Annotated in this window: 20 protein-coding genes and 1 riboswitch; of the genes, 14 read left to right on the forward strand and 6 right to left on the reverse strand. The window is 43.3% G+C overall.

Going from position 1 to position 23,531, the window contains the following annotated elements:
* Positions 1-17 precede the first annotated feature (17 nt).
* The 8 genes from HDCHBGLK_RS09815 to HDCHBGLK_RS09850 all read left to right on the forward strand — a co-directional run bounded on the left by HDCHBGLK_RS09815 (position 18) and on the right by HDCHBGLK_RS09850 (position 8,805).
* On the forward strand, positions 18-1,013 hold the full coding sequence (locus HDCHBGLK_RS09815) for a helix-turn-helix transcriptional regulator (RefSeq protein ID WP_009247888.1): 996 nt from the start codon (positions 18-20) through the stop codon (positions 1,011-1,013).
* Between the two features lie 660 nt (positions 1,014-1,673).
* On the forward strand, positions 1,674-2,987 hold the full coding sequence (locus HDCHBGLK_RS09820; RefSeq protein ID WP_004608173.1) for an ABC transporter substrate-binding protein: 1,314 nt from the start codon (positions 1,674-1,676) through the stop codon (positions 2,985-2,987).
* Between the two features lie 108 nt (positions 2,988-3,095).
* Entirely contained in the window at positions 3,096-3,992 is an 897-nt protein-coding gene (locus tag HDCHBGLK_RS09825; RefSeq protein ID WP_004608174.1) for a carbohydrate ABC transporter permease, read from the forward strand.
* A 2-nt stretch (positions 3,993-3,994) separates the two neighbouring features.
* Positions 3,995-4,831: a carbohydrate ABC transporter permease gene (locus HDCHBGLK_RS09830; RefSeq protein WP_004608175.1), complete on the forward strand. Its 837-nt coding sequence runs from the start codon at positions 3,995-3,997 to the stop codon at positions 4,829-4,831.
* Between the two features lie 37 nt (positions 4,832-4,868).
* Positions 4,869-6,077 carry an ADP-dependent glucokinase/phosphofructokinase gene (locus HDCHBGLK_RS09835; RefSeq protein ID WP_004608176.1) on the forward strand — a complete coding sequence of 403 codons (1,209 nt, stop codon included), beginning with the start codon at positions 4,869-4,871 and terminating at the stop codon, positions 6,075-6,077.
* Positions 6,078-6,125: 48 nt separating this feature from the next.
* A complete protein-coding gene (locus HDCHBGLK_RS09840) occupies positions 6,126-6,980 on the forward strand; it encodes a class II fructose-bisphosphate aldolase (RefSeq protein ID WP_004608177.1) in 855 nt (284 codons plus the stop codon).
* A gap of 154 nt (positions 6,981-7,134) precedes the next feature.
* Positions 7,135-7,968 (forward strand): MurR/RpiR family transcriptional regulator, encoded by an 834-nt coding sequence (locus HDCHBGLK_RS09845; RefSeq protein WP_004608179.1) that lies wholly within the window; start codon positions 7,135-7,137, stop codon positions 7,966-7,968.
* A gap of 198 nt (positions 7,969-8,166) precedes the next feature.
* On the forward strand, positions 8,167-8,805 hold the full coding sequence (locus tag HDCHBGLK_RS09850; protein ID WP_039909986.1) for a DUF3298 and DUF4163 domain-containing protein: 639 nt from the start codon (positions 8,167-8,169) through the stop codon (positions 8,803-8,805).
* Between the two features lie 283 nt (positions 8,806-9,088).
* Here the strand turns inward: HDCHBGLK_RS09850 and HDCHBGLK_RS09855 are convergent, their stop codons facing one another.
* From HDCHBGLK_RS09855 to HDCHBGLK_RS09865, 3 genes are all read right to left on the reverse strand, one after another.
* Positions 9,089-10,528, reverse strand: coding sequence for a Na+/H+ antiporter NhaC family protein (locus tag HDCHBGLK_RS09855; protein WP_004608181.1), 1,440 nt, complete (start codon positions 10,526-10,528; stop codon positions 9,089-9,091).
* 121 nt (positions 10,529-10,649) lie between these two features.
* Positions 10,650-10,844, reverse strand: coding sequence for a hypothetical protein (locus tag HDCHBGLK_RS09860; RefSeq protein WP_004607984.1), 195 nt, complete (start codon positions 10,842-10,844; stop codon positions 10,650-10,652).
* Positions 10,845-10,879: 35 nt separating this feature from the next.
* A complete protein-coding gene (locus tag HDCHBGLK_RS09865) occupies positions 10,880-12,061 on the reverse strand; it encodes an IS91 family transposase (protein WP_039909242.1) in 1,182 nt (393 codons plus the stop codon).
* A 361-nt stretch (positions 12,062-12,422) separates the two neighbouring features.
* Between HDCHBGLK_RS09865 and greA the strand changes: the two genes are divergently transcribed.
* A complete protein-coding gene (gene greA / locus HDCHBGLK_RS09870; RefSeq protein ID WP_009248716.1) occupies positions 12,423-12,926 on the forward strand; it encodes a transcription elongation factor GreA in 504 nt (167 codons plus the stop codon).
* 281 nt (positions 12,927-13,207) lie between these two features.
* A riboswitch (TPP riboswitch) is annotated at positions 13,208-13,323 on the forward strand.
* Positions 13,324-13,354: 31 nt separating this feature from the next.
* On the opposite strand, the gene HDCHBGLK_RS09875 is transcribed toward greA, so the two are convergent.
* The 3 genes from HDCHBGLK_RS09875 to HDCHBGLK_RS09885 form a co-directional block, all read right to left on the reverse strand.
* On the reverse strand, positions 13,355-14,401 hold the full coding sequence (locus HDCHBGLK_RS09875; RefSeq protein ID WP_004604903.1) for an aldo/keto reductase: 1,047 nt from the start codon (positions 14,399-14,401) through the stop codon (positions 13,355-13,357).
* Between the two features lie 26 nt (positions 14,402-14,427).
* The gene (locus HDCHBGLK_RS09880) at positions 14,428-14,775 is read right to left on the reverse strand and encodes a TIGR04076 family protein (RefSeq protein ID WP_004604902.1); all 348 of its coding nucleotides are present in this window, start codon (positions 14,773-14,775) and stop codon (positions 14,428-14,430) included.
* Positions 14,776-15,535: 760 nt separating this feature from the next.
* Positions 15,536-16,390, reverse strand: coding sequence for an AraC family transcriptional regulator (locus HDCHBGLK_RS09885; RefSeq protein ID WP_004604900.1), 855 nt, complete (start codon positions 16,388-16,390; stop codon positions 15,536-15,538).
* A 107-nt stretch (positions 16,391-16,497) separates the two neighbouring features.
* On the opposite strand from HDCHBGLK_RS09885, the gene HDCHBGLK_RS09890 reads away from it, so the two are divergent.
* The 5 genes from HDCHBGLK_RS09890 to HDCHBGLK_RS09910 are packed head-to-tail and all read left to right on the forward strand — an operon-like array spanning position 16,498 to position 23,495.
* Positions 16,498-18,291: an L-fucose isomerase gene (locus HDCHBGLK_RS09890; protein WP_009247880.1), complete on the forward strand. Its 1,794-nt coding sequence runs from the start codon at positions 16,498-16,500 to the stop codon at positions 18,289-18,291.
* A 50-nt stretch (positions 18,292-18,341) separates the two neighbouring features.
* Positions 18,342-19,607, forward strand: a complete 1,266-nt coding sequence (locus HDCHBGLK_RS09895) for a Gfo/Idh/MocA family protein (RefSeq protein ID WP_039909209.1) — start codon at positions 18,342-18,344, stop codon at positions 19,605-19,607.
* On the forward strand, positions 19,604-20,899 hold the full coding sequence (locus HDCHBGLK_RS09900) for an ABC transporter substrate-binding protein (protein ID WP_004604897.1): 1,296 nt from the start codon (positions 19,604-19,606) through the stop codon (positions 20,897-20,899). The genes HDCHBGLK_RS09895 and HDCHBGLK_RS09900 overlap by 4 nt, the downstream gene beginning before the upstream one ends.
* Positions 20,900-20,907: 8 nt before the next feature.
* Positions 20,908-22,683 (forward strand): sensor histidine kinase, encoded by a 1,776-nt coding sequence (locus HDCHBGLK_RS09905; protein WP_004604896.1) that lies wholly within the window; start codon positions 20,908-20,910, stop codon positions 22,681-22,683.
* Positions 22,684-22,685: 2 nt separating this feature from the next.
* Positions 22,686-23,495 carry an acyltransferase domain-containing protein gene (locus HDCHBGLK_RS09910; protein WP_004604895.1) on the forward strand — a complete coding sequence of 270 codons (810 nt, stop codon included), beginning with the start codon at positions 22,686-22,688 and terminating at the stop codon, positions 23,493-23,495.
* Positions 23,496-23,531: the final 36 nt, after the last annotated feature.

Genomic DNA, 23,531 nt, shown 5'->3' on the forward strand with positions numbered 1-23,531 from the left:
TACCAGGAGAAATGCATATGCCCAAAGGAGCAAATCAAAAGTTCAAACTATACTACCTCATGAAAATCATGCTGGAAAAGACCGACGACGAGCACAGCATCACAATGCCGGAGATATTAACAGAGTTGGAGAGATACCAAGTCTCAGCAGAGCGGAAAAGCATCTACGCCGACTTGCAGGCTCTGGAAAAGTTAGGTGTAGAAGTCATCGGAGAGCAGGTCGGGAGGACGTATTATTACCATGTGGGAAGCAGGCAGTTTGAACTGCCTGAACTAAAACTATTGGTAGATTCGATTCAGTCATCCAAATTCATAACTGCCAGAAAATCGAATGAATTGATCCGCAAGCTGGAAAGTTTATGCAGCGAGTATGAAGCCAAAAAACTGCAGCGTCAAGTATATGTGTCCGGAAGAATCAAGACGATGAATGAAAGCATCTACTATAACGTGGATTCCATACATAATGCGATTACGGAAAATAAGAAGATTATGTTTCAGTATTTCCAGTGGAATCTGAAGAAAGAGATGGAGTTACGGCATAATGGGGAGATGTACCATATCAGCCCATGGGGATTGTCCTGGAACGATGAGAATTATTATCTGGTAGGATATGATTCAGATGATCAGATGATCAAGCATTATCGGGTAGATAAGATGCTTAAGATCCGTATGTCTGATGAGCCAAGGGAGGGGAAAAAGTATTTTGAGAAATTTGACATTGGCACCTATTCCAGGAAGAACTTTTCCATGTTTGGAGGGAAGGAAGAGCGTGTCAGATTGCTGATGGACAATCAGATGGCAGGGGTGGTCATAGACAGGTTCGGAAAAGACGTTTCCATGGTACCGGTGGATGACAATCATTTTTCCATAAGTGTCGATGTAGTCGTAAGCCAGCAGTTTTTCGGATGGGTATTTGCGCTTGGAAAGGGAGTGAAGATCATCGGGCCCGAGAGCGTGGTACAGCAAGTCAATCAGGAAATAAAAAGATTAGTCGAACAATATAATATGGAATAAGTTATAGAATATAGCAGGAGCAGTTCCGTTTGGGGAACTGCTCCTTTTATGTTGGTATTTTTATTGGACACCTAATGGGGTAAAGTTAAGTCAAGAAAACCGATAAGAACGACATAAGAAAGACACGAAATAGAAAACAATAAGTTTGGATTCATGATAAGGAGGCAAGGAATATGAAAGGATATGCAGTAGATAATGGTTACATGGGTTATGTGGATGGCGACTACATGCTGTTTGCAAGCGAATTGGATTATAGCGAGTATCTGGATGAAGAATAATGAATTATTATGTGATGCCAGAGAGAACCCTATGCAAACTGTCAAAGAAGGATTCGGCCAACAAAGGATAGAAACAGGAAGATCTTAAGATATCTCAAAACGAAAATAAACTTTCATCAATTTGAAGGTTTATTTTCATTCAAAGAAAGTATCAAAAATCAAACAGCATTTTAATCTTATATCAAAAATCTAAGCGATTTATCCACAAAAAACAAAAAATAAACTCTTTCTATTGTAATAATACACAAAAATAAGAAATTTAATTTATATAAAAGGCTGAAATGAAATTTAATTTCTAATACAGATTGACAATTAATTTCAGGATTGCTATGATTATGACATAAAATTTCAGGCAAAGCCGAAAGAAAAAAGGAGGAATAGTATGAAAAAAGTAACGTTGTTGAAAAAGGGCTTGTCGGCAGTTCTGGCGGGAACCATGGTTCTGGGGCTTGCAGCCTGCGCAAGCGGTTCTGGCGGGGATTCGAAGGACGAAGGCGGCGACAAGAGTGTGACGCTTAAGTGGCAGCAGTGGTGGGCAGTGGAATGTCCGGAAGGCTACGTGCAGGACATTGTGGACAAGTACGAAAAAGAGACTGGCGTCAAGATCGAACTGCTGAGCGCGCCGTTCGCGGATACAAAGACGCAGATTACCTCAGGAGCCAGTACCGGAACGGTAGCGGATATCGTCAGCGTAGACAGCAGCTGGGTATACGATTTCGCGGACCAGGGCATCCTGACAAATCAGTCGGATCTGATGGACAAGGATGGTTTTGACCAGGACATCATCGACAGCGAGTGGCAGGTAGACGGCTCTACATACGCGGTTCCAGTCGTTAACTTTGCTTATCCGATGTATGCGAACCAGGATATTCTGGATGAGGCCGGTGTTACAGAGCTTCCTAAGACTTGGTCCGAATTCGAGGCGGCATGCCAGAAGATTAAGGATGCGGGATACTATCCATTCGCGCTGAATCTGGATACGACATCTCCATCAGGAATCCAGAACTCCTACATGGGATTTGCGTGGGCATCCGGAATCAAGATCAAGGATGAGGACGGCAATTATAATATCGCTGACAATGCGGATATGAAAGCATTTGCAGAGTATATGAAGGGATTAAATGATAAGGGATATATCTATCCAGGCATGAGTTCTCTGACAGAGGCTGATATGTCTTCCAAGTTCTGCAGCGGCGAGATTGCGTTCCATATCAACTCTGCGGCTCTTCTTACTTCCTACCGCAAGGAAGCTCCGGACATGAACATTACAGGAGCGCCGATTCCGGTTAAGGATGACTACACAGGCGACAAGGGAATGTGCGTTGCAAGCTGGGCTCTTGGAGTAACGGAAAAGAGCGAGCACAAGGCAGAGGCTATGAAGTTTATCGAATATCTGTTAAGCGGAGCGGACGGAAAAGACGGATCCATCTGTGCAGACCTGGCAGTGACACAGTCCGCATTCCCGAACAGCACGCTTGCGAAGCCGGATTACAGTGGAGCGGATGAAGTATTCCAGGACATCTACGACATGTATCAGGGCGGCTATCCGATCAATGAGTTCACGGGCATGAAGGAAGCAAATACCATCATGACAGACTACATCAATGAACTTGTGCCATATATGGATGGCAAGCAGGATGTGGATACCTTCCTTGGCAAGGTGCAGAAAGATATTGATGAGGTATATGGCAAGTAAGCGAACGAGAAGTTAGCATCCAATTGTAATGAAATGCGAAAATGGAGTCATAGTTCTTGTGGCTCCATTTTCCTTTATAGAAGAGATCAGATGGAGTGAGATAAACTGATGAAAAACAAGAGCGGTTTAAAATTGAAAAAACAGATTACGCCATATTTATACCTGTCTCCCACAGTGATCTTAATGCTGGTCCTGCTGGTGGTCCCCATCTGCCTGATCGTGAAGTATTCCTTCCAGAATAATGCGATCGTAGTGGCCGACCCTGTATTCGTAGGGCTGGATAATTATATAGAAATCCTGGCAGACAGCGAGTTCGTGGGCGCAGTCAAGACCACGTTTATCTTCGTGGTAGTGAGCGTCGTGGCCCATATTGTCCTGGGGATGTGCTTCGCGCTTCTCCTGAACACGAAGTATTTCAAATCAAGGACGAAGACCATTGCCAGAGTCATCTATGTCCTTCCATGGGTATTCACGGCATCGGTAATTGCGATTTTGTGGAAATTGATGCTGCAGCCCGCCGGGATCGTGGATTATCTGCTTTCCTTCCTGAATCTGGCCACAAAGGATACGGAGTGGCTGAGCAATCAGAGTGTTGCGCTGGCGACCATTACCTTTGTCAATATCTGGTGCGGATACCCATTTTACATGATCAGCATTCTGGCCGGATTGCAGGGCATATCGGAGGATCTGTATGAAAGTTCCGCGCTTGACGGGGCCACAAAATGGAAATCCTTCTGGCATATCACGATTCCCCAGCTTAAGCCTATCCTGATCAGCATCGCCATGCTTGACTTTGTGTGGACGCTTCAGTCTTTTGCGGTTATCTGGATGATGACAGGAGGAGGGCCGGTCAATTCGACGCAGACGCTCAGCATCTACATCTACAAGCTGGCATTTAACAGCAGCCAGTATGGCATTGCATCCGCGGTGGCGGTGCTTCTGCTGATCGTATGCGTGGTCGTAGCCATTTTCTATGTCAAGCAGCAAAAGAAAGCGAGGGAATAGGCATGGTAGGAAGTTACAAGAAGCCGATTAAGGTGATTTTGAGTATTTTACTGATTCTGGGCGGAGCCTTCGCGGGATTTCCGGTTTTATGGATGTTCATATCATCTTTAAAGTCTAACACGGAGATATTCTCCTGGCCGCCGACCTTTATTGACAAATCATTCAGCCTGCGTTCCTATATCGAGATTCTGACGGATGCGGAAAAGGTCCGGTATTTCCTGAACAGTTACTTTGTATCAGCAGTCGTAGTGGTGCTGACGCTGGTGATCGGGATTCTGGCCGCTTATGCGTTCAGCCGGTTTGATTTCCCGTTAAAGGGACTGATCAATACGCTGATCGTAAGCGTGCAGGCGGTTCCCCCGATCGTGCTTTTGATTCCGTATCTAAGCCTGATCGTGGCGCTGAAACTGTTTAATACATATTGGGCCCTGATTCTGACCTATCTGGTATTCACGCTGCCGTACTGCATCCTGATGATCACCGGATATTTCAACACGCTTTCTACGGATCTGGATGAAGCCGTCATGATCGACGGAGGATCCCGCATGAAAGCGCTGTGGAAGATTCTGGTTCCGGTGTCCGTGCCTGGCCTGGTATCCGTTGGAATGTACACCTTCATGCAGGCATGGAATGAGTACCTGTTTGCCCTGGCCCTGACCCAGACCACCAATATGCGTACGGTGCCCATCGGCATCAACATGCTGATGGGGCAGCATACCTACGACTGGAGCCAGATGATGGCGATGAGTTTCTTAGGCTCTCTTCCGGTATTGATTCTGTTCATCTTCTTCCAGAAATACTTTATCGCCGGAATGTCATCGGGAGCGGTAAAAGGATAACAGGACAGAAAAAAAGAGAGAAAGGAAATGTAGGAAAATGGGTGAAAAGATAGCATTAGGGTTCCACACTTGCGTTGATTTTGAAATGACTTGGGACGCAAAGGTGGTGGAGCAGATGATCCGGGAGTTTGACGTCCGGGATGCCGATCTTGTAGACGGCGATATTCCAATTGACTCGGTGCGGGCGCTTCTCATATCCAGCCTGTGGCATATGAAGCGGGGAATGGGATGCGAGCTGGTGCCCGACACGAACCAGATCTGCCTGGACTTCGCTAATCGGTTCCAGTACCGCGTCACCATCGGCGGCACGGCGACACGCGCCGCGATGGCGATCAGCAAGCTGGGGTACGAGAGCGCGATCCAGTTATGCTGCTTCAACCGTTATATGAAGGAACTTCTGCCAAAAGAGATCCATTATATGGTAGGTGTTCAGCATGAGAGGGAAGAAGTCTATCCTCATGTCATCCTGTCCTATCAGGGCGGGGTGCGTATCCGGGCAAATGACATTGATTTTACGACGCCCCGGGAGAACCGGGTGATGTTTTCCCGGGATATCGACAGCCTGCTGATAGAAGTTTCTGAAGATTACGCGCCGATGATACAGGATGCGGAAGCATTCCTCTTATCCTGCTTCAGCGAGATCCTGGATGAGGAGATTCTGGAAGACCGCATGGATCGGACCCGGAGACTCCTTGGGACGCTTCCCAAGGACGCCATCGTCGTGATGGAGGATGGATGCTATATTCGCAAGGATTTCCGCGTCTATGTGCATCAGGCGCTGCGGGACGTGGTGGACGTTCTGAGTATGAACGAGGACGAACTGCAGGAATACATCCAGCGCAGGATCGACATTCTGAATGTGGAAGAGGTTCTGGATGCGGTAAGAGAGGTGTATGAGAAGGTGAAGGTTCCGACGCTTCTGGTCCATTCGGCCGCCTGGGCGCTGACCTATGGGGAAGATGCCAGAAAGTATGAGCGCGCCCTGGAAGGCGGCATCACGATGGCAGCCACCCGCTTCTGGCGCGGGGATGATTTTGGAAGAAAGGAGTATGAGGAGACGGGGCGGCTGGCGGCAAAGGAAGAGGGAAAAAGATTCCGTCAGGAGATTGAGGAGCGGGCAGGGGAGGCGGTCTGCTGTGTTCCCTGCAAGGACTTACGTTTCGTGGAGAATCCGACGGTGGTCGGCCTGGGCGACTTCTTCGCGGGCGGCCTGCTTCCGCAGCTGACTAAGGACCGGCGCATATAGGCGCAGAACAATGGTTGATAATTAAAGATTAGAAGAAAGGATGATTTTATGTACGAGAGAGTGGAAAATATTTTAAAAATGGCAGAGGAGAGCAACACTTCAGCCATAGCATTTATATGTATGGATGATACGATGGCAAGATCCGTCGTATGCGCGGCGGAGGCGACGAATACGCCGGCGATCATCATGCTCTATCCGGAGCATGTCACGATCCAGAAGACCTGTAACCTCAGCGGATTCGCAGCCATGGTAGAGGAGATGGCCAAAGAGGCCAAAGTTCCCATCGGCTTGCATGCGGATCATGATTATACCTATGACGCGATCATCAACACGGTCAATAAGGGATTCCGTTCGGTCATGATGGATGGCTCCATGAATGATCTGGATACGAATATTGCCCTTACCAAGAAAGTCGTAGACAAGGCGCATGAACTGGGGGCCATCGTGGAAGGAGAGATCGGGCACGTAGGTATCGCGGCAAATGCGGATAACAACAAGGAGGACCTATATACCAAGGCGGATGCCGCGGAAAAGTTCTGCCGGGAGACATGCGCGGATTCTCTGGCAATCTCCATCGGAAACGCCCATGGAGAGTATAAGGATACGCCGAACCTGGACATCGCAAGGCTGGAAGAGATTCACGCAGCCGTGAATGTCCCGCTGGTACTCCATGGCGGCAGCGGTATTCCGGATGAACAACTCTTGATTGCATTTTCAAAAGGAATCCGCAAGTTTAATCTGGGAACAGAATTCCTGGGAAGATACTATGACGCGGTGGCAGAGTTCGTAAAAGAAAACGCCAAGAACCCGGATCCAGTAAAGATCATCAACCTGCCGGAATACGCAAGGGCGCGTCTTGTGCCATATCTGGAAGAAAGAATGAAGACCCTTTGCAGGTTCTAAAAACCAAAAGTCTTAAAACACAATTGAATTCGTTGTATATAAAAGTTATAATGCTTATAGGAAAAATCATCCAGAGCACCTTATTTTCATCAGGGGGAGGACAGGATACACAGGATATGGATATTCTCCAATTCCACAGAAGGAACATAAAAATATGAGTGAAAAAAGCGTAATCGATAATATACAGAAGCACTATCGCGAATTCTCGCCTACAGAGCGGAAGGTAGCGGATTGTGTATTAAGACATCCAAATCAGGTAACAGAATATACGGTCAAGGAACTGGCTATGGCAAGCGGGGTAAGCGAGGCGACCGTCGTGCGGATGTGCCAGCATGCGGGATACACCGGCTACTGGCCGTTCCGTACCATGCTGGCCCGCGATATGGGAATGATGGGAAGAGAAGAAAAAAGGGATAATGACCAGGCCAATATCGTGGCCGGCATATTCCGGAAATATGCGGATATCATGCAGAATCTCAGCAGCAAGATCGATCTGGATGCCATGAGCACATGCGCCAGGCTTATTGACAATTGCCATGAGGTGCATGTGATCGCGGCGGGAGATACAGGAACCCTGGCGAAGCATATGGGATTCTGTCTGGGCAGGATCGGGATCAAGGCGACTTACAGCGGACTTGCGGATTATTATCTGAATACCATCAACCTTGCCGATGAGAATGACGTGCTGATCGCCATATCAAAGTCGGGGATAACCAAGACGGTCATTCAGGGAGCCGAACTTGCGAAGGAAAAGGGGCTGAAGGTGATCGCCATTACAGAATACGGCAACTCGAAGCTGGGAGAATTGGCAGATCACGTCCTTCTTTCCAAAGGGGATTCCTCCCGCTTTGATTATTATAAGAACTATAATCACTTAAGCGAGACGGCGGTGATCGAGGCGCTTCTGGAACTGGTCAAGAACGTGGACAAGATCGTGGAGAAACGTGCGGACCAACTGGAGTTTATGCTCTCAGAGGCGAAATTATAGCAAGTTTGTGCAAGAATGTAAGGTGCGGGATAGAATAAGCGCCGCAATAGGATAGAGAGTTTTTAGAGTAGGCTGTGGCAGAAGATACAAGTTATGTTTTGCCGTAGCCTTATTTTCGTACGGCATATTACTTATCCTGTGACCAAAGGACATTGGATGGAATATAATATTACAACTAGTTCTATATCGGGAGGCATTATGCAGACAGTCACCCAAAAAACGCTGGAAGACACGATGTATTATGGGGATATCCCTGTATTTGTCTATAAGATCAACTATCCTTCCTTTACCACCACATGTGACGAAACCGCCGGCAGGGCCATAAATGCCTACTATGCCAAGAGGGCAATGGATACGGAGGAATATTGCCGGAATATCCTATTTGCGCAGGCAGCAGAGGATAAAAGGTATCATCAAGATGGGCTGCCATTCAACAGCTATACCCTGGAGGTGGTCTATCAAATTACTTATAATGCCGGGTGCATTACCAGTTTATATACGGATACCTATACCTATATGGGAGGGGCGCATGGCGAGACAAAGCGGACATCCGACACATGGGACTTTGTGACTGGGAATCGGTTAAAACTGGCAGACGCCTACCCGCTTACGCCTGCTTCTCTGTACCAACTGCACAGATCGATAGCAAGGCAAATCGCTAAACGGTTAAGAGAAACCCCAGGCTCATATTTTGAGGATTACAGATCTCTGTTAAGGGATACTTTTAATGTGAATAGTTTTTATTTACAGCCGGGCAGCGGAGTTATCTATTACCAGCAGTATGACATAGCGCCATATTCCACGGGAATCCCGGAATTCTATTTTCCTCTGCGTTAACCCCTATTTTTGTGCAATATGTAGAAAAATAACGACGAGCCACAAAAGTTTTGAAAATAGTTGACAACATGGCTGTCAATTCAAGAATCAAGCATTTGGGTCTGCCTGCAGTGAGAGGCGAAGAAGTGTATATAGCAAGGATAGCGGAACATTTCCTATGACAAGAACGGAAAGAAGCGTCCTATCAATCCGTTCTTGTTGGCAGACAGCGCCAATCCATACGAGGTTATGCCAGTTGCAGGAATGCTGTCAAACCCGAAGGAATCGTTTCTTTTTGAATCTTTTATTCCGATTTTTCCAAAGTTCTCACCGGCTTACCGTATGCGCCTTCGTATGCTCTGCCCCAGCCGGTTATTACGGAGAACAGCAGTACCAGGAACAACGAGAAGCAGTAAAACATGAATCCGCTTACCTGGGTAACGGATAAGGCATCTGCATATTCATATCCGGCCGTAAGGGAAGATCCGATGAATACGAATACGCTCAGAAACGGAACTGCCAGGACGATGGAATTGGCAAATCCATCCAGCAGATTGGCCCGGCGGTATGGGTGCAGGCCGACACGTTTCCCAATCTCGTTCTGGATCTTTCCGAAGGTAGCCATGGAGGCGCTGGTCACGCCGCCGAAGAACATGGTTGTGATGGAGATCCCAAGCATCATGGCAATCTCTGCACCGCGGGTAGTCTGGCCAAATTTGCTGTCCAGGATCATATTGGTAATCTTCTCCAAGGCTCCGGCAGCAGTGAGTACGCCCATGATTCCATATACGGAAAGTACAAGGGTGATGGTTGCGATCATCCCATTGATACCATCGGTGAGGAATCCGGCAGGCGCGCCGTCCTTGACGGATAGGATGCTGCTTGGGGGCAGAAGGTGGAAAGCCAGTCCCACGATGGTTCCCAGAATCAGTCCGACGGTAATGGCTTTATAAATATTTCTGGTTTTTACGGCGGTAACCAGCATCACCACTACAGGAACCAGCATGACCAGCGTGGCAGGGTTCATATTTTGAGTAAGTATCTCCTCTGCGCCGCTGCCAAGCGTTCCGCCGCCTCCAAATATCCAGAACAGTACAAAAGAGATCGCACCGGCAGTTAGCGAGTATTTCAATCGGCTGGTCACGCACCCGCCTACATCCGCGAAGCCGGATTTTTCCGTGTATTCTTGGGTGCCCGCAGATATAATCGTCGTATCAGAGATGGGAGCCAGGTTGTCGCCAAAGATTCCGCCGGATACGATGGCGCCTGCCAGTGCGGACGGATTGCTTCCCAGCAGGATGCCGGCTGCGTAGAAGATAGGGAAGCAGGTGAACATGGTTCCCAGGGAGGAGCCGGTAGCGGAAGCTATGATACATACGGCAAAAAAGGTAAATGCCGTAAATAAGCCGCCGCCCACATGCAGTTTATCGGCGAGCCATACAAAGCCGGTGGAAATATTGGCAGCCTTGATCATGGCAGAAAACATGCCGATGATCAGCAGCAGGACGGTAACCGGAATGGCCTCTTTCGCGCCGTCATAGACGGCTTCCCAGAAGCGGTCATAGTGTCCTTTCTTAGTGAAGACGGCGCTGATTAGCAGTGCCACGAAGGCTCCCATTGCAAGCGCGTACATTTCAAATGCTTTCAATACGATAAAATATAAGATGCAGAAGAATAGGAAGATGCATACCGGAAGGAATGCAGCCATCCATCCCCCTCTGAATTCGAGTTTTTTCTTTTCCATATCAGGTGTTTCTCCTTTGTAGTGTTAACTTTGTTCCTTTATAGGAAAGTTCTCCTTTCGGAGAACTTGGGGACTAAAATAGCCCGCTCAAAAGCGGGCATAGTGAATCAGACGGTTTGGATTAAAAGATGTAAAAGCCCTCTTCACCAAAATCGTCATCATCAAGGTTATCAAATTCATGTAAGAAATAATCCATATCCAGAAGTTCGTCGTCACTCATGTCATGGACTTCTTTAGAAGTCATACCTTCTGGTGGATTTTTAATGTACTGTTCCCTTAGTTCCTTTGCGAGTTCTGCTTCTGTTATACGTTTCATAGTGTGGCCTCCGTTCTTAAGATATATTGAGTTTATCATGAGAAAAGAGGTTTTGGAAGATATGAAAACGAGGCAGGCGAACGACATCTATGTTTTTGCATAGCCTTTTCGTATAATTCATGCAAAGGAACAGGATTATGATTAAAATATAGTTCTAAAAATAGCATGGTTTTTCCACAGTTCGGACATTTTAAAGGATCGTAACCAAAAGAATGTAAGATTGAATCACGCCACCTATTGAGTGAAAGAAAAAAGTTATGTTTTTCTCTGGAAATGGCTTTTCGTAAAAAATTGTCAGAATTACGGTGACGAGCGTAAATACCATAATAGCGAATCATTTTAAAATGTTTTTCAGGGATGTGTTGTGTTAAGCGGTCAATGAATTCCAAAACAGGAACAGTTTCTGTAATAAGTTTATTGTCTTCATGACGGTTGTAATGGAAGGTGACAAAATCACCATCGTAAGAATCAATGCGAGAAGTAGCAATAACAGGTCTGCCAAGATAACGACCGATATATTTGATAACCTGAGAAGGATTACACTTGTTAGGCATGGCGCGAACATAAAAACCATTTTTATCTTTTGCATAGATAGCAGATTTTACTTTTTTGAAAGCTGGACCTATTTTTTGATGGAGTTCATTTAAAAGAGCAGTTTGGAACGCATCACGTAAAAAATGATAGTTAAAATGTTTGAAGTGTCGCCAGGAAAGAGTATTACCAACACCACCTTCAGAAACAAGGCAGTGAATGTGAGGATTCCATTTTAAATCTCTGCCAAAGGTATGAAGGACGCAAATAAATCCAGGAGTAAATAATTCAGATTTATTTTCTTTATGGAACATACGAGAAATCACGCTGTTGACTGCCGAAAAAAGGCAGTTAAGAAGAGAACGGTCTTTAAGAAAAAAAGGCCGCAAAGAATCATCAATGGTAAAAACACAATGCCGATGTTGTACATCAATAATCTTAAAAGACATAGCAGTAGTTCTGTCAATGGAATACATGTTACCACAAGTTGGACAGAAGCGAGAATGACAACGAAAAGCAGTAAATTTGAAATTACCACAATTGGGACAAATATACATGGCGCCACCATAAGATGGATCGCCACAATGAATCATTTTTTCTACATTCTCAACAATAGCATCACGAGGATGTTGAAGATAAATCATTTCTTCATAATGTTCGATAAAAATTTTTTGTAAGATATTCATAAGACCATTATGAAGCAAAATGAAGCAAAAAGAAACCCCTATCCCTCATGATTGAGGGGCAGGGGAGTTGAAGTGTCGAAGACACTATTTTTACTTCTTAATTAAATGTTTCTTTCACTCTGCATGGTATTCATCTTCCCAAAGACCTGGGGGCTTGATGGAGTATGGACAGCGCCGGCGTTACCCAGTGTTGTCTGGCACTGGCAGGACTCATCCTGCTAAAAATGCTGGACAAACGAATGCTTGGGAAGGTAAAATGAGCACGTAACAAAGTTGAAAAGTGTTACGTGTAAAATTGAAAAATGTTACGTGTCAAACCTACACAACTGGTGCGTAAAATTGATCGGGAGGAGGATATCGCATGGGAGAGCAGTTAACGCGAAGTGACGTCAAGAAGATAAAGGAAGAGATTGAATACCGGAAGCTGGTGGTCCGCAAGAGGGAACTGGAAGCGGTAAAAGAGGCTCGGGCACAGGGAGACTTAAGCGAGAACTTTGAATACAAGGCAGCGAAGCAGGATAAAAACCGCAACGAAAGCAGGATACGCTATCTGGAGCGGATGCTCAAGAACGCCAGAATCATCTCGGATGATTCCGGGGAAGATGAAGTAGGGATTAATAATACGGTAGAAGTATATTTCGAGGACGATGATGAGACAGAGACCTACCGTCTTGTCACCAGCGTGCGCGGCAATTCCCTACAGGGCCTGATCAGCATAGAATCCCCGCTGGGGAAGGCCATCAAAGGTCGAAAGGCGGGAGACCGCGTAAAGGTTAAGACCAATGGCGACAATGGATATTACGTGGTGGTCAAGAAGATAGAGAAGACTACGGATGATTCCAATGATACCCTAAGAAAATATTAATTGGAGAAGGGTGCCAAGGAAGACCCAAAACGCGATTCACCCGGAAATGCTGTACACCTCCGGCACAATCCTGTGCGTGGAAATTTATAGGCAGTTATTCAGTTAACTGGTAGAGATGCACAGCCAATTATGAGCATACATAAATTATCGTCTAAAAAATATTTAGTTGTATAATAAATTGGTTTGATCTAGTTGATTAACCATACAACAAATTGCGGAAGGTAAAATTGTGGAAAAAGGTTGCAAAGAAACTGGAAAGTAGTATAATTAACGTTGTATAAAACAGAACAACGGGGAGCTTGCAGATATGGAGCAGGCTGAGAGTAGGCTGATATTGCCTTGACCCATAAACCTGATTTGGATAATGCCAACGTAGGGACATAACGTATGTAATCAGACGGATATGCCGAAGGCGGCATATCCGTTTTTCACTCTTTCGTGATATTCATATGCATAATATTACGGTATTTTGAGCCTACGGTACGCTCTAACTCAAACGGCTCGCCCTGTGGAGTCGGAAATTGCTTAAGGAACGTGCGGATTGCGTGAATATCGTCCTCTGCCAGTTCAAACTTGAATATCTGCGCGTTGGATTCTACGTGCCTGCTGTTGCGGACTCCTACGATAGCGCCGGCAACGCCGTCCTGGCTTAGGATGTACTTGGTTGCGACATTGGAAATGCTGGCGTCATATTTTTCCGCAATTCCCTTTAGAAGTACAAGCAATTCCTGGTAACCATCCCAGCCCAGAGAATCTTCGATGATCTGAAGGTATTTTACTTGGGAACGGGTCTCGGGCTCCGCGGCTTTCCTGCCCATCCATTTCTCTGCCAGGAATCCGCCGGAGAGGGTTCCGTAGCATAATAGCTTGATATCATTTTCTTTGCAGTAGTCCAGCATTTTCCGCTCCGTACGGCGGTCAAATACGGAATACTGCGCCTGCATGGAGACTACCGGAATTCCGGCATCCACCAGTTCTTTTAAATGTGCCGTATCAAAGTTGGTCACGCCGATGTTGCGGATTTTTCCCTTTTCTTTTAAGCGCATCAGGTCGCCTGCGGTCTCGATACATCCCGGCACATCATAGTCCCACCAGTGGAACTGCACCAGATCCAGGGTGTCCCGGTTCAGGCGCATCAGGCTCCGGTCGATGATCTTTTCAGTAAATTCATAGTTTACCTGGCTTAAGTAATTAATATCCGGCACATATTTCGTATGTATCTGGATATCGTCAGCGGAAAAGCCATGGCCGTTCTTGAGTTCCGTTACAAACTGGCCGATGAATTCCTCCGCGCCTGTGTAGATATCCGCACAGTCAAACGTCGTAAATCCTTGCTCTACCAGCATGTGAAACGCCTTCATAACATCCTTAAGATCCAGGCTGCCCTGCAGGCTGTGGCCTTTTGATAACTGCCAGCAGCCATTTAACACCCTGCTGATCGTATAATCCTTGGCTAATTCCATTCTCTGTGTCATTTTTTTCCCTCCATATCGAAACTTAATTAGTCTTCATTTCCCTTATAAATATCTTCCACAGTACAGTCGGCGTGGCTGAATGTCCGCTTACCGATCCGCGTAATCTTAAAACGTGCGCCGCAATTGGGATCCGGACAAGCGATCACGCTATCCGAGAGCATCCAGTCATTTTCATGCAGTTCTCTTTGCTTAGCCGGAAGAAGCGGAAGCAGGGCGGCAAGGGAATACATGGAAAATGAGGTGGTCTGCGGAAAGACCAGATTTTCTCCGATGACCAGGAAGTAGTCCCCTTCCTTATGGCTGCATACCATGGGCTTGTCTGAGGCGATAACCTCGACCTTTAAATCGTACAATGTAAATTCATCATGCTTCATAGATAAACATCCTTTCCGGCGAAATAAAAAAACCTGTCCTTGAATAGATTCATTCAAGGACAGGTATAAAACCTGCGGTACCACCTTGTTTGGTATAAAATATACCCTCTTTCACAGAGTGCCATCACACTCCTGACCCTATAACGCTGGTCTTGCGTCTCAGTTACTTGATAAACGTTCACTTCGCCCTCCGAGGCCCACTTGCTGCTACTGACATCTGTCCGGCTTCCACCATCCCGGATTCGCTGAAGACCGTTTCACAGCCTAACTTCCTCATCTTCGGTTTTAATTTTTAACATTATAGCACCGCGCACCAGGAAATGTCAACAATCAAAGATCTGCCTTTATATCCGTTTTTTTACCAAAGACATGAGCAGAAGCGGGCCAAGGAGGAGAACCTGGAGAAAATCAGGCGGGCATTAAAGTCAGACGAGACTGGTCAGGTTATTCTGGTATCTGGAGAGTCCGAAACCGGGAAAACGGTTCTTGAAATTCTCAAAAAGGTAAATAAAAGCGTATTGCTATTGTGCGTACAAGTTGGTATTATATAGTTAAATGGAAACACTAAGATTTCAGGCATTTGCTGATATTCGCGAAGATTACGGTATATGATTTATGAGGTAACTACCACCGGTCAAGCCGATGCCGATTTAAGGGGCATATATGAGTTTATTGAATGCATAGGGCAGCTTTTATATACCTGATAAGGATGCGAGGCCTTCCATACAATTCATAATTATATTGATACAGAACAATTTTCTTATTGTTTTTTTAAGTATTTTGTTGGAGTGATTTGCTTATATTTTTTGAAACATCTGATAAAATAACTGCTATCATTAAAACCGCAATGATAAGCGACTTCTGTAATAGAAAGATCTTCTGTTTCTAATAAATAGCAAGCCTTTTCAATACGATAATAGTTGAGATAGTCGATAGGCGTACGGTGAATGACAGTACGAAATATACGACAGAAATATTTTGGGGACATACCGGCAATTCGGGAAAGAGTATCTAAAGTAATTGGTTGAGAGTAATTGCCTTCTATGTATTCTAAAACAGGTTTTAACTGTTGGATTTTTAGATGACGGATACGTACGGGCGTATCTGTCTTTTTTTTAAAATAACCTTCACGAAAGAGAATGCCATAAAATTGGAATAGTCCACCAAGAACACTCATTTCCCAACCAGAAAAACGGATTCGGGCTGCGGAGAACAGAGAATGAAGACAGACTGATAGATCAGAAGATAGGCAACTAAAATGTTCGTGTATGGAGAGCTGTTCATATTCGGTTTTTCTCAGATATTGACGCACTGCATGGGTATGCATTAAAAGTGTAGTAGGATCAAACACAAGACATTCATAGATACAGTTTTCAGGTTCCCCTCCGTGAATTACCCCTCCTGCAATATAAATCAGATCCCCGGCATGAGCAAGGAATTCTTTGTCATTAAGGTAGATTCGCATATTACCTTTACATATATGTAGAAGTTCAGTTTCTTGATGCCAATGAAATGGCATTGTATAACGGGGATGATGTTGGTCAATATCATAATAAGCGAGGGGAAAGTCGTTAGTTCCATGTTGTCTTTTTTCATTATAATCCAAATAGTGCATGTTACCTCCAAAAAGTGAATATTATCCCATTTTTTGCAATTATATCACAGGAAATAGGGGAAACGCAAACTTATAATGTGAATATAAGAAGATTTGGAGGTGCAAATATGGGAAAAAACAGATTGATTGGCAGTTATCCGGTTATTGGAATACGTCCCACGATTGATGGTAGAAGAGGATATCTAAATGTGCGTGAAACTTTAGAAGAACAGACAATGAAAATGGCTCGTGCAGCAGCAGAGCTCTTTGAAAACAATCTGAAATATTCTAACGGAGAGGCCGTAAAGACTGTGATTGCGGATACGACTATTGGTGGCGTAGCTGAGGCTGCCGACTGCGCAGACAAGTTTAGAAAAGAGGGAGTAGAAATTACACTAACTGTCACGCCTTGTTGGTGCTACGGGGCAGAAACCATGGATATGGATGCCTCAACTATTAAAGCAGTTTGGGGATTCAACGGAACGGAACGACCAGGCGCGGTATATTTAGCAAGTGTATTGGCAACCCATGCTCAAAAGGGGCTTCCGGCCTTTGGAATTTACGGTCATGATGTACAAAATGCTGATGCAAAGGAGATTCCAGAAGATGTCAAAGAAAAATTGCTTCGTTTTGGCAGGGCGGCAATAGCTGCAGCTACTATGAGAGGAAAATCTTATCTTCAGATAGGTTCTATGTGTATGGGAATCGGAGGATCTATCATTGATCATGATTTTATCGAATCATATCTTGGAATGCGTGTGGAATCTGTTGATGAAGTTGAAATTATTCGTCGTATGGAAGAGGGGATTTATGATGAAAAAGAATTTCTGAAGGCACTTTCCTGGACAAAAAAACACTGCAGGGAAGGTTTTGATAAAAATCCACTAGAAACACAAAAAACAAGAGAAGAGAAGGATCAAGATTGGGAATTTGTAGTCAAGATGATGTGTATTATTAAAGATCTGATGAATGGAAACGAAAATCTTCCGAAAGGATGTGAAGAAGAACAGTGTGGACATAATGCACTTGCTGCAGGATTCCAGGGACAGAGACAGTGGACAGATTTTTACCCCAATGCAGATTTTGCAGAAGCTCTTTTAAATACTTCATTTGACTGGAATGGGGCAAGAGAGCCGTATATTTTGGCAACAGAAAATGATGTGCTAAACGGTTTGGGTATGATGTTCATGAAACTCCTTACAAATCGTGCACAGATTTTTGCGGATGTACGGACTTACTGGAGTCCTGAAGCAGTGGAAAAAGCTACAGGATATCAGCTGGAAGGGAAGGCGAAAGAGTCATCAGGATTTATACATTTGATTAATTCTGGTGCAGCATGTTTGGATGCCAGTGGTGCAGTAAAGGACGAAAGTGGAAATGCTGTAATGAAACAGTGGTTTGATATTACAGAAAACGATCAGGATAGGATCATGGAAGCTGTGACATGGAATCCGGCGGATTTTGGATATTTCCGTGGTGGGGGATATTCTTCTCGTTTTTTAACGGATTCTGAGATGCCAGTGACTATTATGCGTCTTAACTTAGTAAAGGGATTAGGGCCAACAGTGCAGATTGCGGAAGGATGGACAGTAAATCTTCCAGAAAAAGTATCAGATATTCTCTGGAAACGAACGGATTACACTTGGCCATGTACCTGGTTTGTACCGAGAGTTACGGGAGAGGGAGTTTTTAAGACTGCCTATGATGTAATGAACAATTGGGGAGCGAACCATGGAGCCATCAGCTATGGACATATAGGAGCGGATTTGATTACCCTTTGTTCCATATTACGTATTCCTGTTTCCATGCATAATGTACCAGAAGAAAAAATATTCCGTCCTGCTGTTTGGAATGCTTTTGGGATGGATAAAGAAGGACAGGATTATCGGGCGTGTGCTACATATGGGCCGTTATATAAGTAAGGAAGAGCGGAGATGGAAGAAATTATTTAAGAATGATAAGGAGTGGAATTATGTATCAAGTGACTGCAATTTTAATCGGCGCGGGACTTAGAGGCGCGAAAGCATATGCAACATACGCAAAAGAATATCCCGCCAATTTTCGTATTAAAGCTGTGGCAGAACCTAATGATGTACGCAGAGAATCCTTTGCAAAAGAGTATGAAATTTCGGATGAATTTTGTTTTAAAGATTACAAAGAAGTCCTGGAACGACCTAAGTTTGCAGACTGTGTTTTAGTGTGCACTCAAGATCATGAGCACTTTGAACCGGTTATGCTGGCGCTCCGCAAGGGATACCATGTACTGTGCGAAAAACCGATGTCAGTAGAACGAGAAGAAATGTTGCTTATGGAAAAAGCGGCTGCCGAATATGACAGAGTTCTGTCAGTATGCCATGTCCTAAGATACTCTCCGTTTTTTAAGAAGATAAAGAGTCTGCTTCAAGAAGAGATTATCGGAAAATTGATTAACATAAGGCATACCGAGAATGTTGGTTTTTGGCATTACGCACATAGTTTTGTAAGAGGAAACTGGAGGAACAAAGAACTTTCATGTCCGATTATTATGGCAAAATGTTGCCATGATCTGGATATTCTTCTTTGGCTTGCAGGAAGCCGCTGCTCTAAGATACAATCTTTTGGTGATCTAACATTTTTCAGGACCGATAATGCTCCAAATGAGGCGCCAAAGTATTGTATGGATGGATGCCCTCATATGGAATCATGCCCCTACTATGCTCCGCGATTTTATTTGGAACATCCAAAAGCGGTTGAAGATAAATTGATCTATGCAGTAAGTGAAGAGATAGATTCAGACAGGGTAATGGAGAAACTGGCATCTGGCCCTTATGGAAGATGCGTATTTTACTGTGATAATAATGTATGTGACCATCAGATTGTTAATATTGAGTTTGAAAATGGGGTACGGGCAGATTTCACGATGTCAGCTTTTTCGAAGGAATGTTTTAGGGAGATTTTGCTTATGGGAACAAAAGGCCAGATATGGGGAAACATGGAAAAAGGAGAAATTATTGTGGATGATTTTGTCTCAGGCAGCCGAACCAATATTCAAGTACATACACCCGAAGGAGGGCACAGTGGAAGCGATACTGCAATGATGAGAGAATTTACTGCTTTGATCGCTAATGATGGAAAAGGGATCAGGACGACTGACGTTTCCGTTTCGGTAGACAGTCATCTTATGGCATTGGCAGCAGAAGAATCAAGACAATATGCAAAAATAATTGATTTTAGGGAGTTTAGAGGAAGGACTTCATGAGGGTATTTAGAAATTGGAAAAGATATTTTGAAGCAGTAATAATCATTGTATGTATGATAATAATTGGAGGATGTAGTAAAAAAGAAGAACAGGAATGTGTAGAGATTACCCTTGTGCATGGGTATGGAGGAACGCTGGAAAGCTATAAGATGATGCAGGAAATATACAATGGTTTTTCAGAGAAAAATCCGGATATTAAGCTAAACTGTATTGAATATATGAATAATGAAATTGCAGTAGAGAAAGCAAATGATATGCTTGCAGTGGGAGAAATTCCGGATATTGTCAGTACAAACAGTCTGTCTTATTATGTGGATAATGCGATAAAGGCTGGAATGGCTTTAAATTTAATGCCGTATTTAGAGGCAGATCCTGAATGGAAAAGACAAATTCATCCTTCTGTATTTGAAACATGGGAAACTGATGATGGAAGGATATATACGATTCCAGATGCTTTGGAATTAAGTGGATATTGGTATAATAAAAAGTATTTGGAAGAGGCGGGGGTATTGGACAAAGAGGGAAATATAAGTATACCCAAAACATGGGATGATTTTATGAATATGGTGGAGAAACTTCAGAACTGGATTGATCAGTCAGGACAAGATATTTCGGTATTTTCACTTGAAGAAGAACAATTGACAGAATTTTTATTTTTAGCAAGGCTTGCAGGGGATGGCCAATCGGGGTTGGCATCAGCACAAGATCCTGTAAATGGAATAAATAAAGAAGCCGTAGAACATGTTGTTGCAGATCTGGCACGATTGAATCAGTACTCCTGTCCGGTAGAGAATATAGAGAGTGCTCGGCAGCGATTTATTGAAGGAAAGACGGTGATTTACTTTAATGGAGTATGGGAATCAGAAGCGTTGGAACAAAGTAAGCTAAGCGATGATTATGATTGTGCTGCTTACCCTTCAAATGATGGACGTAGTATTAGTTACGTTTCACCTCCTTCGGGGTATGTTTTGGCAAAACAGCAGGATAAAAAGAAAGAGGAAGCGTGTATACGTTTTCTTAAGTATATGCTTAGTGATGAAGTGCAAAAGAGAATTGTTTTAGAGACAGGCCAGGCTCCGTGTAACCCTAAAATAGGTATGAATGATCTTCCGAATAATGTGAAACTTTTAAGCAAGGCAGTTGATGCAGTTAATAAAGGTGATGAACAGATAAAAACGATTACCAGTGCATGGGAATATGACAAATGGAAGGTTGTGGATGATTATTTGGAACAAAGTATGAGTAATGGTTCTAAGTTGAATAAAATGTTAGAAGAACTTGATGCAAAATAGGGTGTGAGATGAAGAAAGAGGAAAAGGATAAAAAGAAATATTCTCTGCGAATCAGGATGTTAGAAATTAATGTGGGGATTGCTTTGGTTAGTTTCCTGTTATGTGGAGTATTGTTTATATGTTCTGTCAGTTGGGTAATAGGAAAATATATTGACCATGATTTGGATTTTTTCTTGAAAGAAGCAGGAGAAAATATAGAAAAAAGAATGGAATATATGACAGAAGTCCTGAATGAATTGCGCTCCTCAGAACTATTAATGGAGTATTTGAGAGATGGAGGGAATACATACAGTTTGGAAAAAGTTAGACAAGCATTTTCAGAGGCTGTGGATATCAATAATTCGTCTAACCGTGGGGATGAAGGAATGCCGTTGGTGGATTGTGTCTATCTTTTCCGAAATAGCGGCGAATATATAACAGATTTTTATTACGCTATAGTTCCGGGGGATCAAGAAAAGAGTGATCAGATCATTGCAAATGTGTGGAAGGTATATAGGGATACTAGGGACAATGAAATTGGCTTTGAAACTTATTGCTATAGAGATGGAAAGAGTTTATATTTAGCATGCCCTATTTTAAATGATTCTTTGGAGGAGCAGGGCAGTCTTGTATTTCGATTAAATATAAAGACTATATACAGTCTAATGAATCAAGTTGGTGATTACAGAGGGGGAGTTTGCGCAATATATACAAAGAAAGGGAATATTCTGGAAACGTATCCTAAAAATGTGGATTTATTAGGGAAAGATTGGAAAGAAGTTTCACATAATACTCCGTATATAGGAAAGATTGGAGAGGAGAAATACAGATTGTATAATCATGAACTGTGTATGGACCTCCGAGTTGCCATAGGGATACCAGAGAATTATGCAATTAAGATATTGTATGATTCTATAGATATTTATGTAGTCGGAATTATAGCGATCATTATAGCTGGGATACTTAGTTTTGGAGTGTTTACAATTAAGATGACAAGTCCTATTGAAGAAGTCAATGAAAAATTGAAGCTAGTTGGACAGAGAAATTTTCAAGCAAAACTTCCAGATTATGATAGTAAGGAGTTTCATGCAATCAGTTGTGGATTTAATCAGATGACAAAAGAAATAGACTATCTGGTAAATGAAGTGTATGAAAAACAGATACTGATAAAAGAAATGGAGCTGAAATTTCTTCAAACCCAAATGAATCCTCATTTTATGTTTAATGTATTAAATGCATTAGCGCTACAAGCACAGATAGACGGGAATCGGGAGTTAAGTAAAAAGATATCCACATTTTCACAGTTGATACAAGCAAAAATTTATCGGAGTGATACTGAGAAAGTTCAGATAAAACAAGAACTAGAATATGTCAAATACTATTTAGAGATTCAGGAATTTAGATATGAAAACAATTTAACATATTCGATTCAAATGGAAAAAGGAGTTGAGGAATATTACATACCCAAACTATGTATTCAATTAGTGGTAGAAAATGCAATAGTACATGGTTTGGAACCGAAACTTGGAAAAGGAAATGTCGAAGTAGATATAAGAAAAGAAGATGAACATATATGCATTTGTGTAAATGATAATGGAATCGGATTTGATATGGATGGAGAAGTTCTGCTACCTTTGAAAGCAAAAGAGGCGGATAAAGTGCATAATAGAGTAGGACTTAATAATGTAAACAATATTATCAAATTAATGTATGGAAATGAATTTGGGATACATATTTTTTCTAAAAAGGGAAAAGGAGTAAGAGTAACGATATACCTTCCTACTGATATTGGAGAGGAGATATAAAAATGGATCTGATGGAGTTGTGCCATGGAATAGGACTAAGTGAAGAGGCTGTAAATAAAATAGATGTTATAAGGCAGAAAAATAAAATGTATGAAGACATGAAACATCTTTTCAAAAATAACAGAGACGAATTTTATAAAATACTGATGTCGAAGAACGATACAGAACTGTCTTTTCTATATTATTATTGCCAATTTGCTTGTGATACTTATGAAGCATATAAAAAGAGAGGAATCGAGGATAAAATTTTTTGGGATACTTTTCTTGATATTCGGATTTGGAGTGATGATTATTTCCGCAAGACAGGGAAGTGTGGACTTGATTATTATGTACATGACTGGTTTTGGCGTGCGTTGGAACTAAAACTTTTCAGACTTGGAAGGCTGGAATTTGAGGAGATGAAAGCAGATGAAGAAATTCAGGGAACAAATAGTTGTATCAAGAAAGGGGAATCAGTAATTAGCATACATATACCAGAAGGTGATCCGTTGACTCCGGAGGTATGCCAGGAAGCGCTGGAAAAAGCATATCATTGGTTCGGAAAAGAAAGGCAGTATTTTTGTCATTCTTGGCTTTTATTTCCAGAACTTCGGAAGTTACTTCCTCAAAAATCGAATATTCTTCTTTTTCAGGATTTCTTCGATATTAAAAAAGTGGATTATAGAGAGCGGGAGGCAGAACTGAGGATATTTGGAGAGATTGGGTTACGGGTAATAGATTATGCCGAAGAGACTTCCCTTCAGAAACACGCTAAACAATTCCTGCTTTCAGGTGGAAGCCTTGGGAATGGGTGGGGGATATTAAAAAAGTAGGAAATTATTTTGATTCGTTATCCGCTGACTTAAAAT

Origin of the sequence: [Clostridium] scindens ATCC 35704 (assembly GCF_004295125.1) — a bacterium.
Lineage (GTDB): Bacteria > Bacillota > Clostridia > Lachnospirales > Lachnospiraceae > Clostridium_AP > Clostridium_AP scindens.

What these genes read in the sequence shown, in the direction of transcription:
- HDCHBGLK_RS09815 (WP_009247888.1), top strand. Translation starts at nt 18, where the DNA reads ATGCCCAAAGGAGCAAATCAAAAGTTCAAACTATACTACCTCATGAAA.
- HDCHBGLK_RS09820 (WP_004608173.1), top strand. Translation starts at nt 1,674, where the DNA reads ATGAAAAAAGTAACGTTGTTGAAAAAGGGCTTGTCGGCAGTTCTGGCG.
- HDCHBGLK_RS09825 (WP_004608174.1), top strand. Translation starts at nt 3,096, where the DNA reads ATGAAAAACAAGAGCGGTTTAAAATTGAAAAAACAGATTACGCCATAT.
- HDCHBGLK_RS09830 (WP_004608175.1), top strand. Translation starts at nt 3,995, where the DNA reads ATGGTAGGAAGTTACAAGAAGCCGATTAAGGTGATTTTGAGTATTTTA.
- HDCHBGLK_RS09835 (WP_004608176.1), top strand. Translation starts at nt 4,869, where the DNA reads ATGGGTGAAAAGATAGCATTAGGGTTCCACACTTGCGTTGATTTTGAA.
- HDCHBGLK_RS09840 (WP_004608177.1), top strand. Translation starts at nt 6,126, where the DNA reads ATGTACGAGAGAGTGGAAAATATTTTAAAAATGGCAGAGGAGAGCAAC.
- HDCHBGLK_RS09845 (WP_004608179.1), top strand. Translation starts at nt 7,135, where the DNA reads ATGAGTGAAAAAAGCGTAATCGATAATATACAGAAGCACTATCGCGAA.
- HDCHBGLK_RS09850 (WP_039909986.1), top strand. Translation starts at nt 8,167, where the DNA reads ATGCAGACAGTCACCCAAAAAACGCTGGAAGACACGATGTATTATGGG.
- HDCHBGLK_RS09855 (WP_004608181.1), bottom strand. Translation starts at nt 10,528, where the DNA reads ATGGAAAAGAAAAAACTCGAATTCAGAGGGGGATGGATGGCTGCATTC.
- HDCHBGLK_RS09860 (WP_004607984.1), bottom strand. Translation starts at nt 10,844, where the DNA reads ATGAAACGTATAACAGAAGCAGAACTCGCAAAGGAACTAAGGGAACAG.
- HDCHBGLK_RS09865 (WP_039909242.1), bottom strand. Translation starts at nt 12,061, where the DNA reads ATGAATATCTTACAAAAAATTTTTATCGAACATTATGAAGAAATGATT.
- greA (WP_009248716.1), top strand. Translation starts at nt 12,423, where the DNA reads ATGGGAGAGCAGTTAACGCGAAGTGACGTCAAGAAGATAAAGGAAGAG.
- HDCHBGLK_RS09875 (WP_004604903.1), bottom strand. Translation starts at nt 14,401, where the DNA reads ATGACACAGAGAATGGAATTAGCCAAGGATTATACGATCAGCAGGGTG.
- HDCHBGLK_RS09880 (WP_004604902.1), bottom strand. Translation starts at nt 14,775, where the DNA reads ATGAAGCATGATGAATTTACATTGTACGATTTAAAGGTCGAGGTTATC.
- HDCHBGLK_RS09885 (WP_004604900.1), bottom strand. Translation starts at nt 16,390, where the DNA reads ATGCACTATTTGGATTATAATGAAAAAAGACAACATGGAACTAACGAC.
- HDCHBGLK_RS09890 (WP_009247880.1), top strand. Translation starts at nt 16,498, where the DNA reads ATGGGAAAAAACAGATTGATTGGCAGTTATCCGGTTATTGGAATACGT.
- HDCHBGLK_RS09895 (WP_039909209.1), top strand. Translation starts at nt 18,342, where the DNA reads ATGTATCAAGTGACTGCAATTTTAATCGGCGCGGGACTTAGAGGCGCG.
- HDCHBGLK_RS09900 (WP_004604897.1), top strand. Translation starts at nt 19,604, where the DNA reads ATGAGGGTATTTAGAAATTGGAAAAGATATTTTGAAGCAGTAATAATC.
- HDCHBGLK_RS09905 (WP_004604896.1), top strand. Translation starts at nt 20,908, where the DNA reads ATGAAGAAAGAGGAAAAGGATAAAAAGAAATATTCTCTGCGAATCAGG.
- HDCHBGLK_RS09910 (WP_004604895.1), top strand. Translation starts at nt 22,686, where the DNA reads ATGGATCTGATGGAGTTGTGCCATGGAATAGGACTAAGTGAAGAGGCT.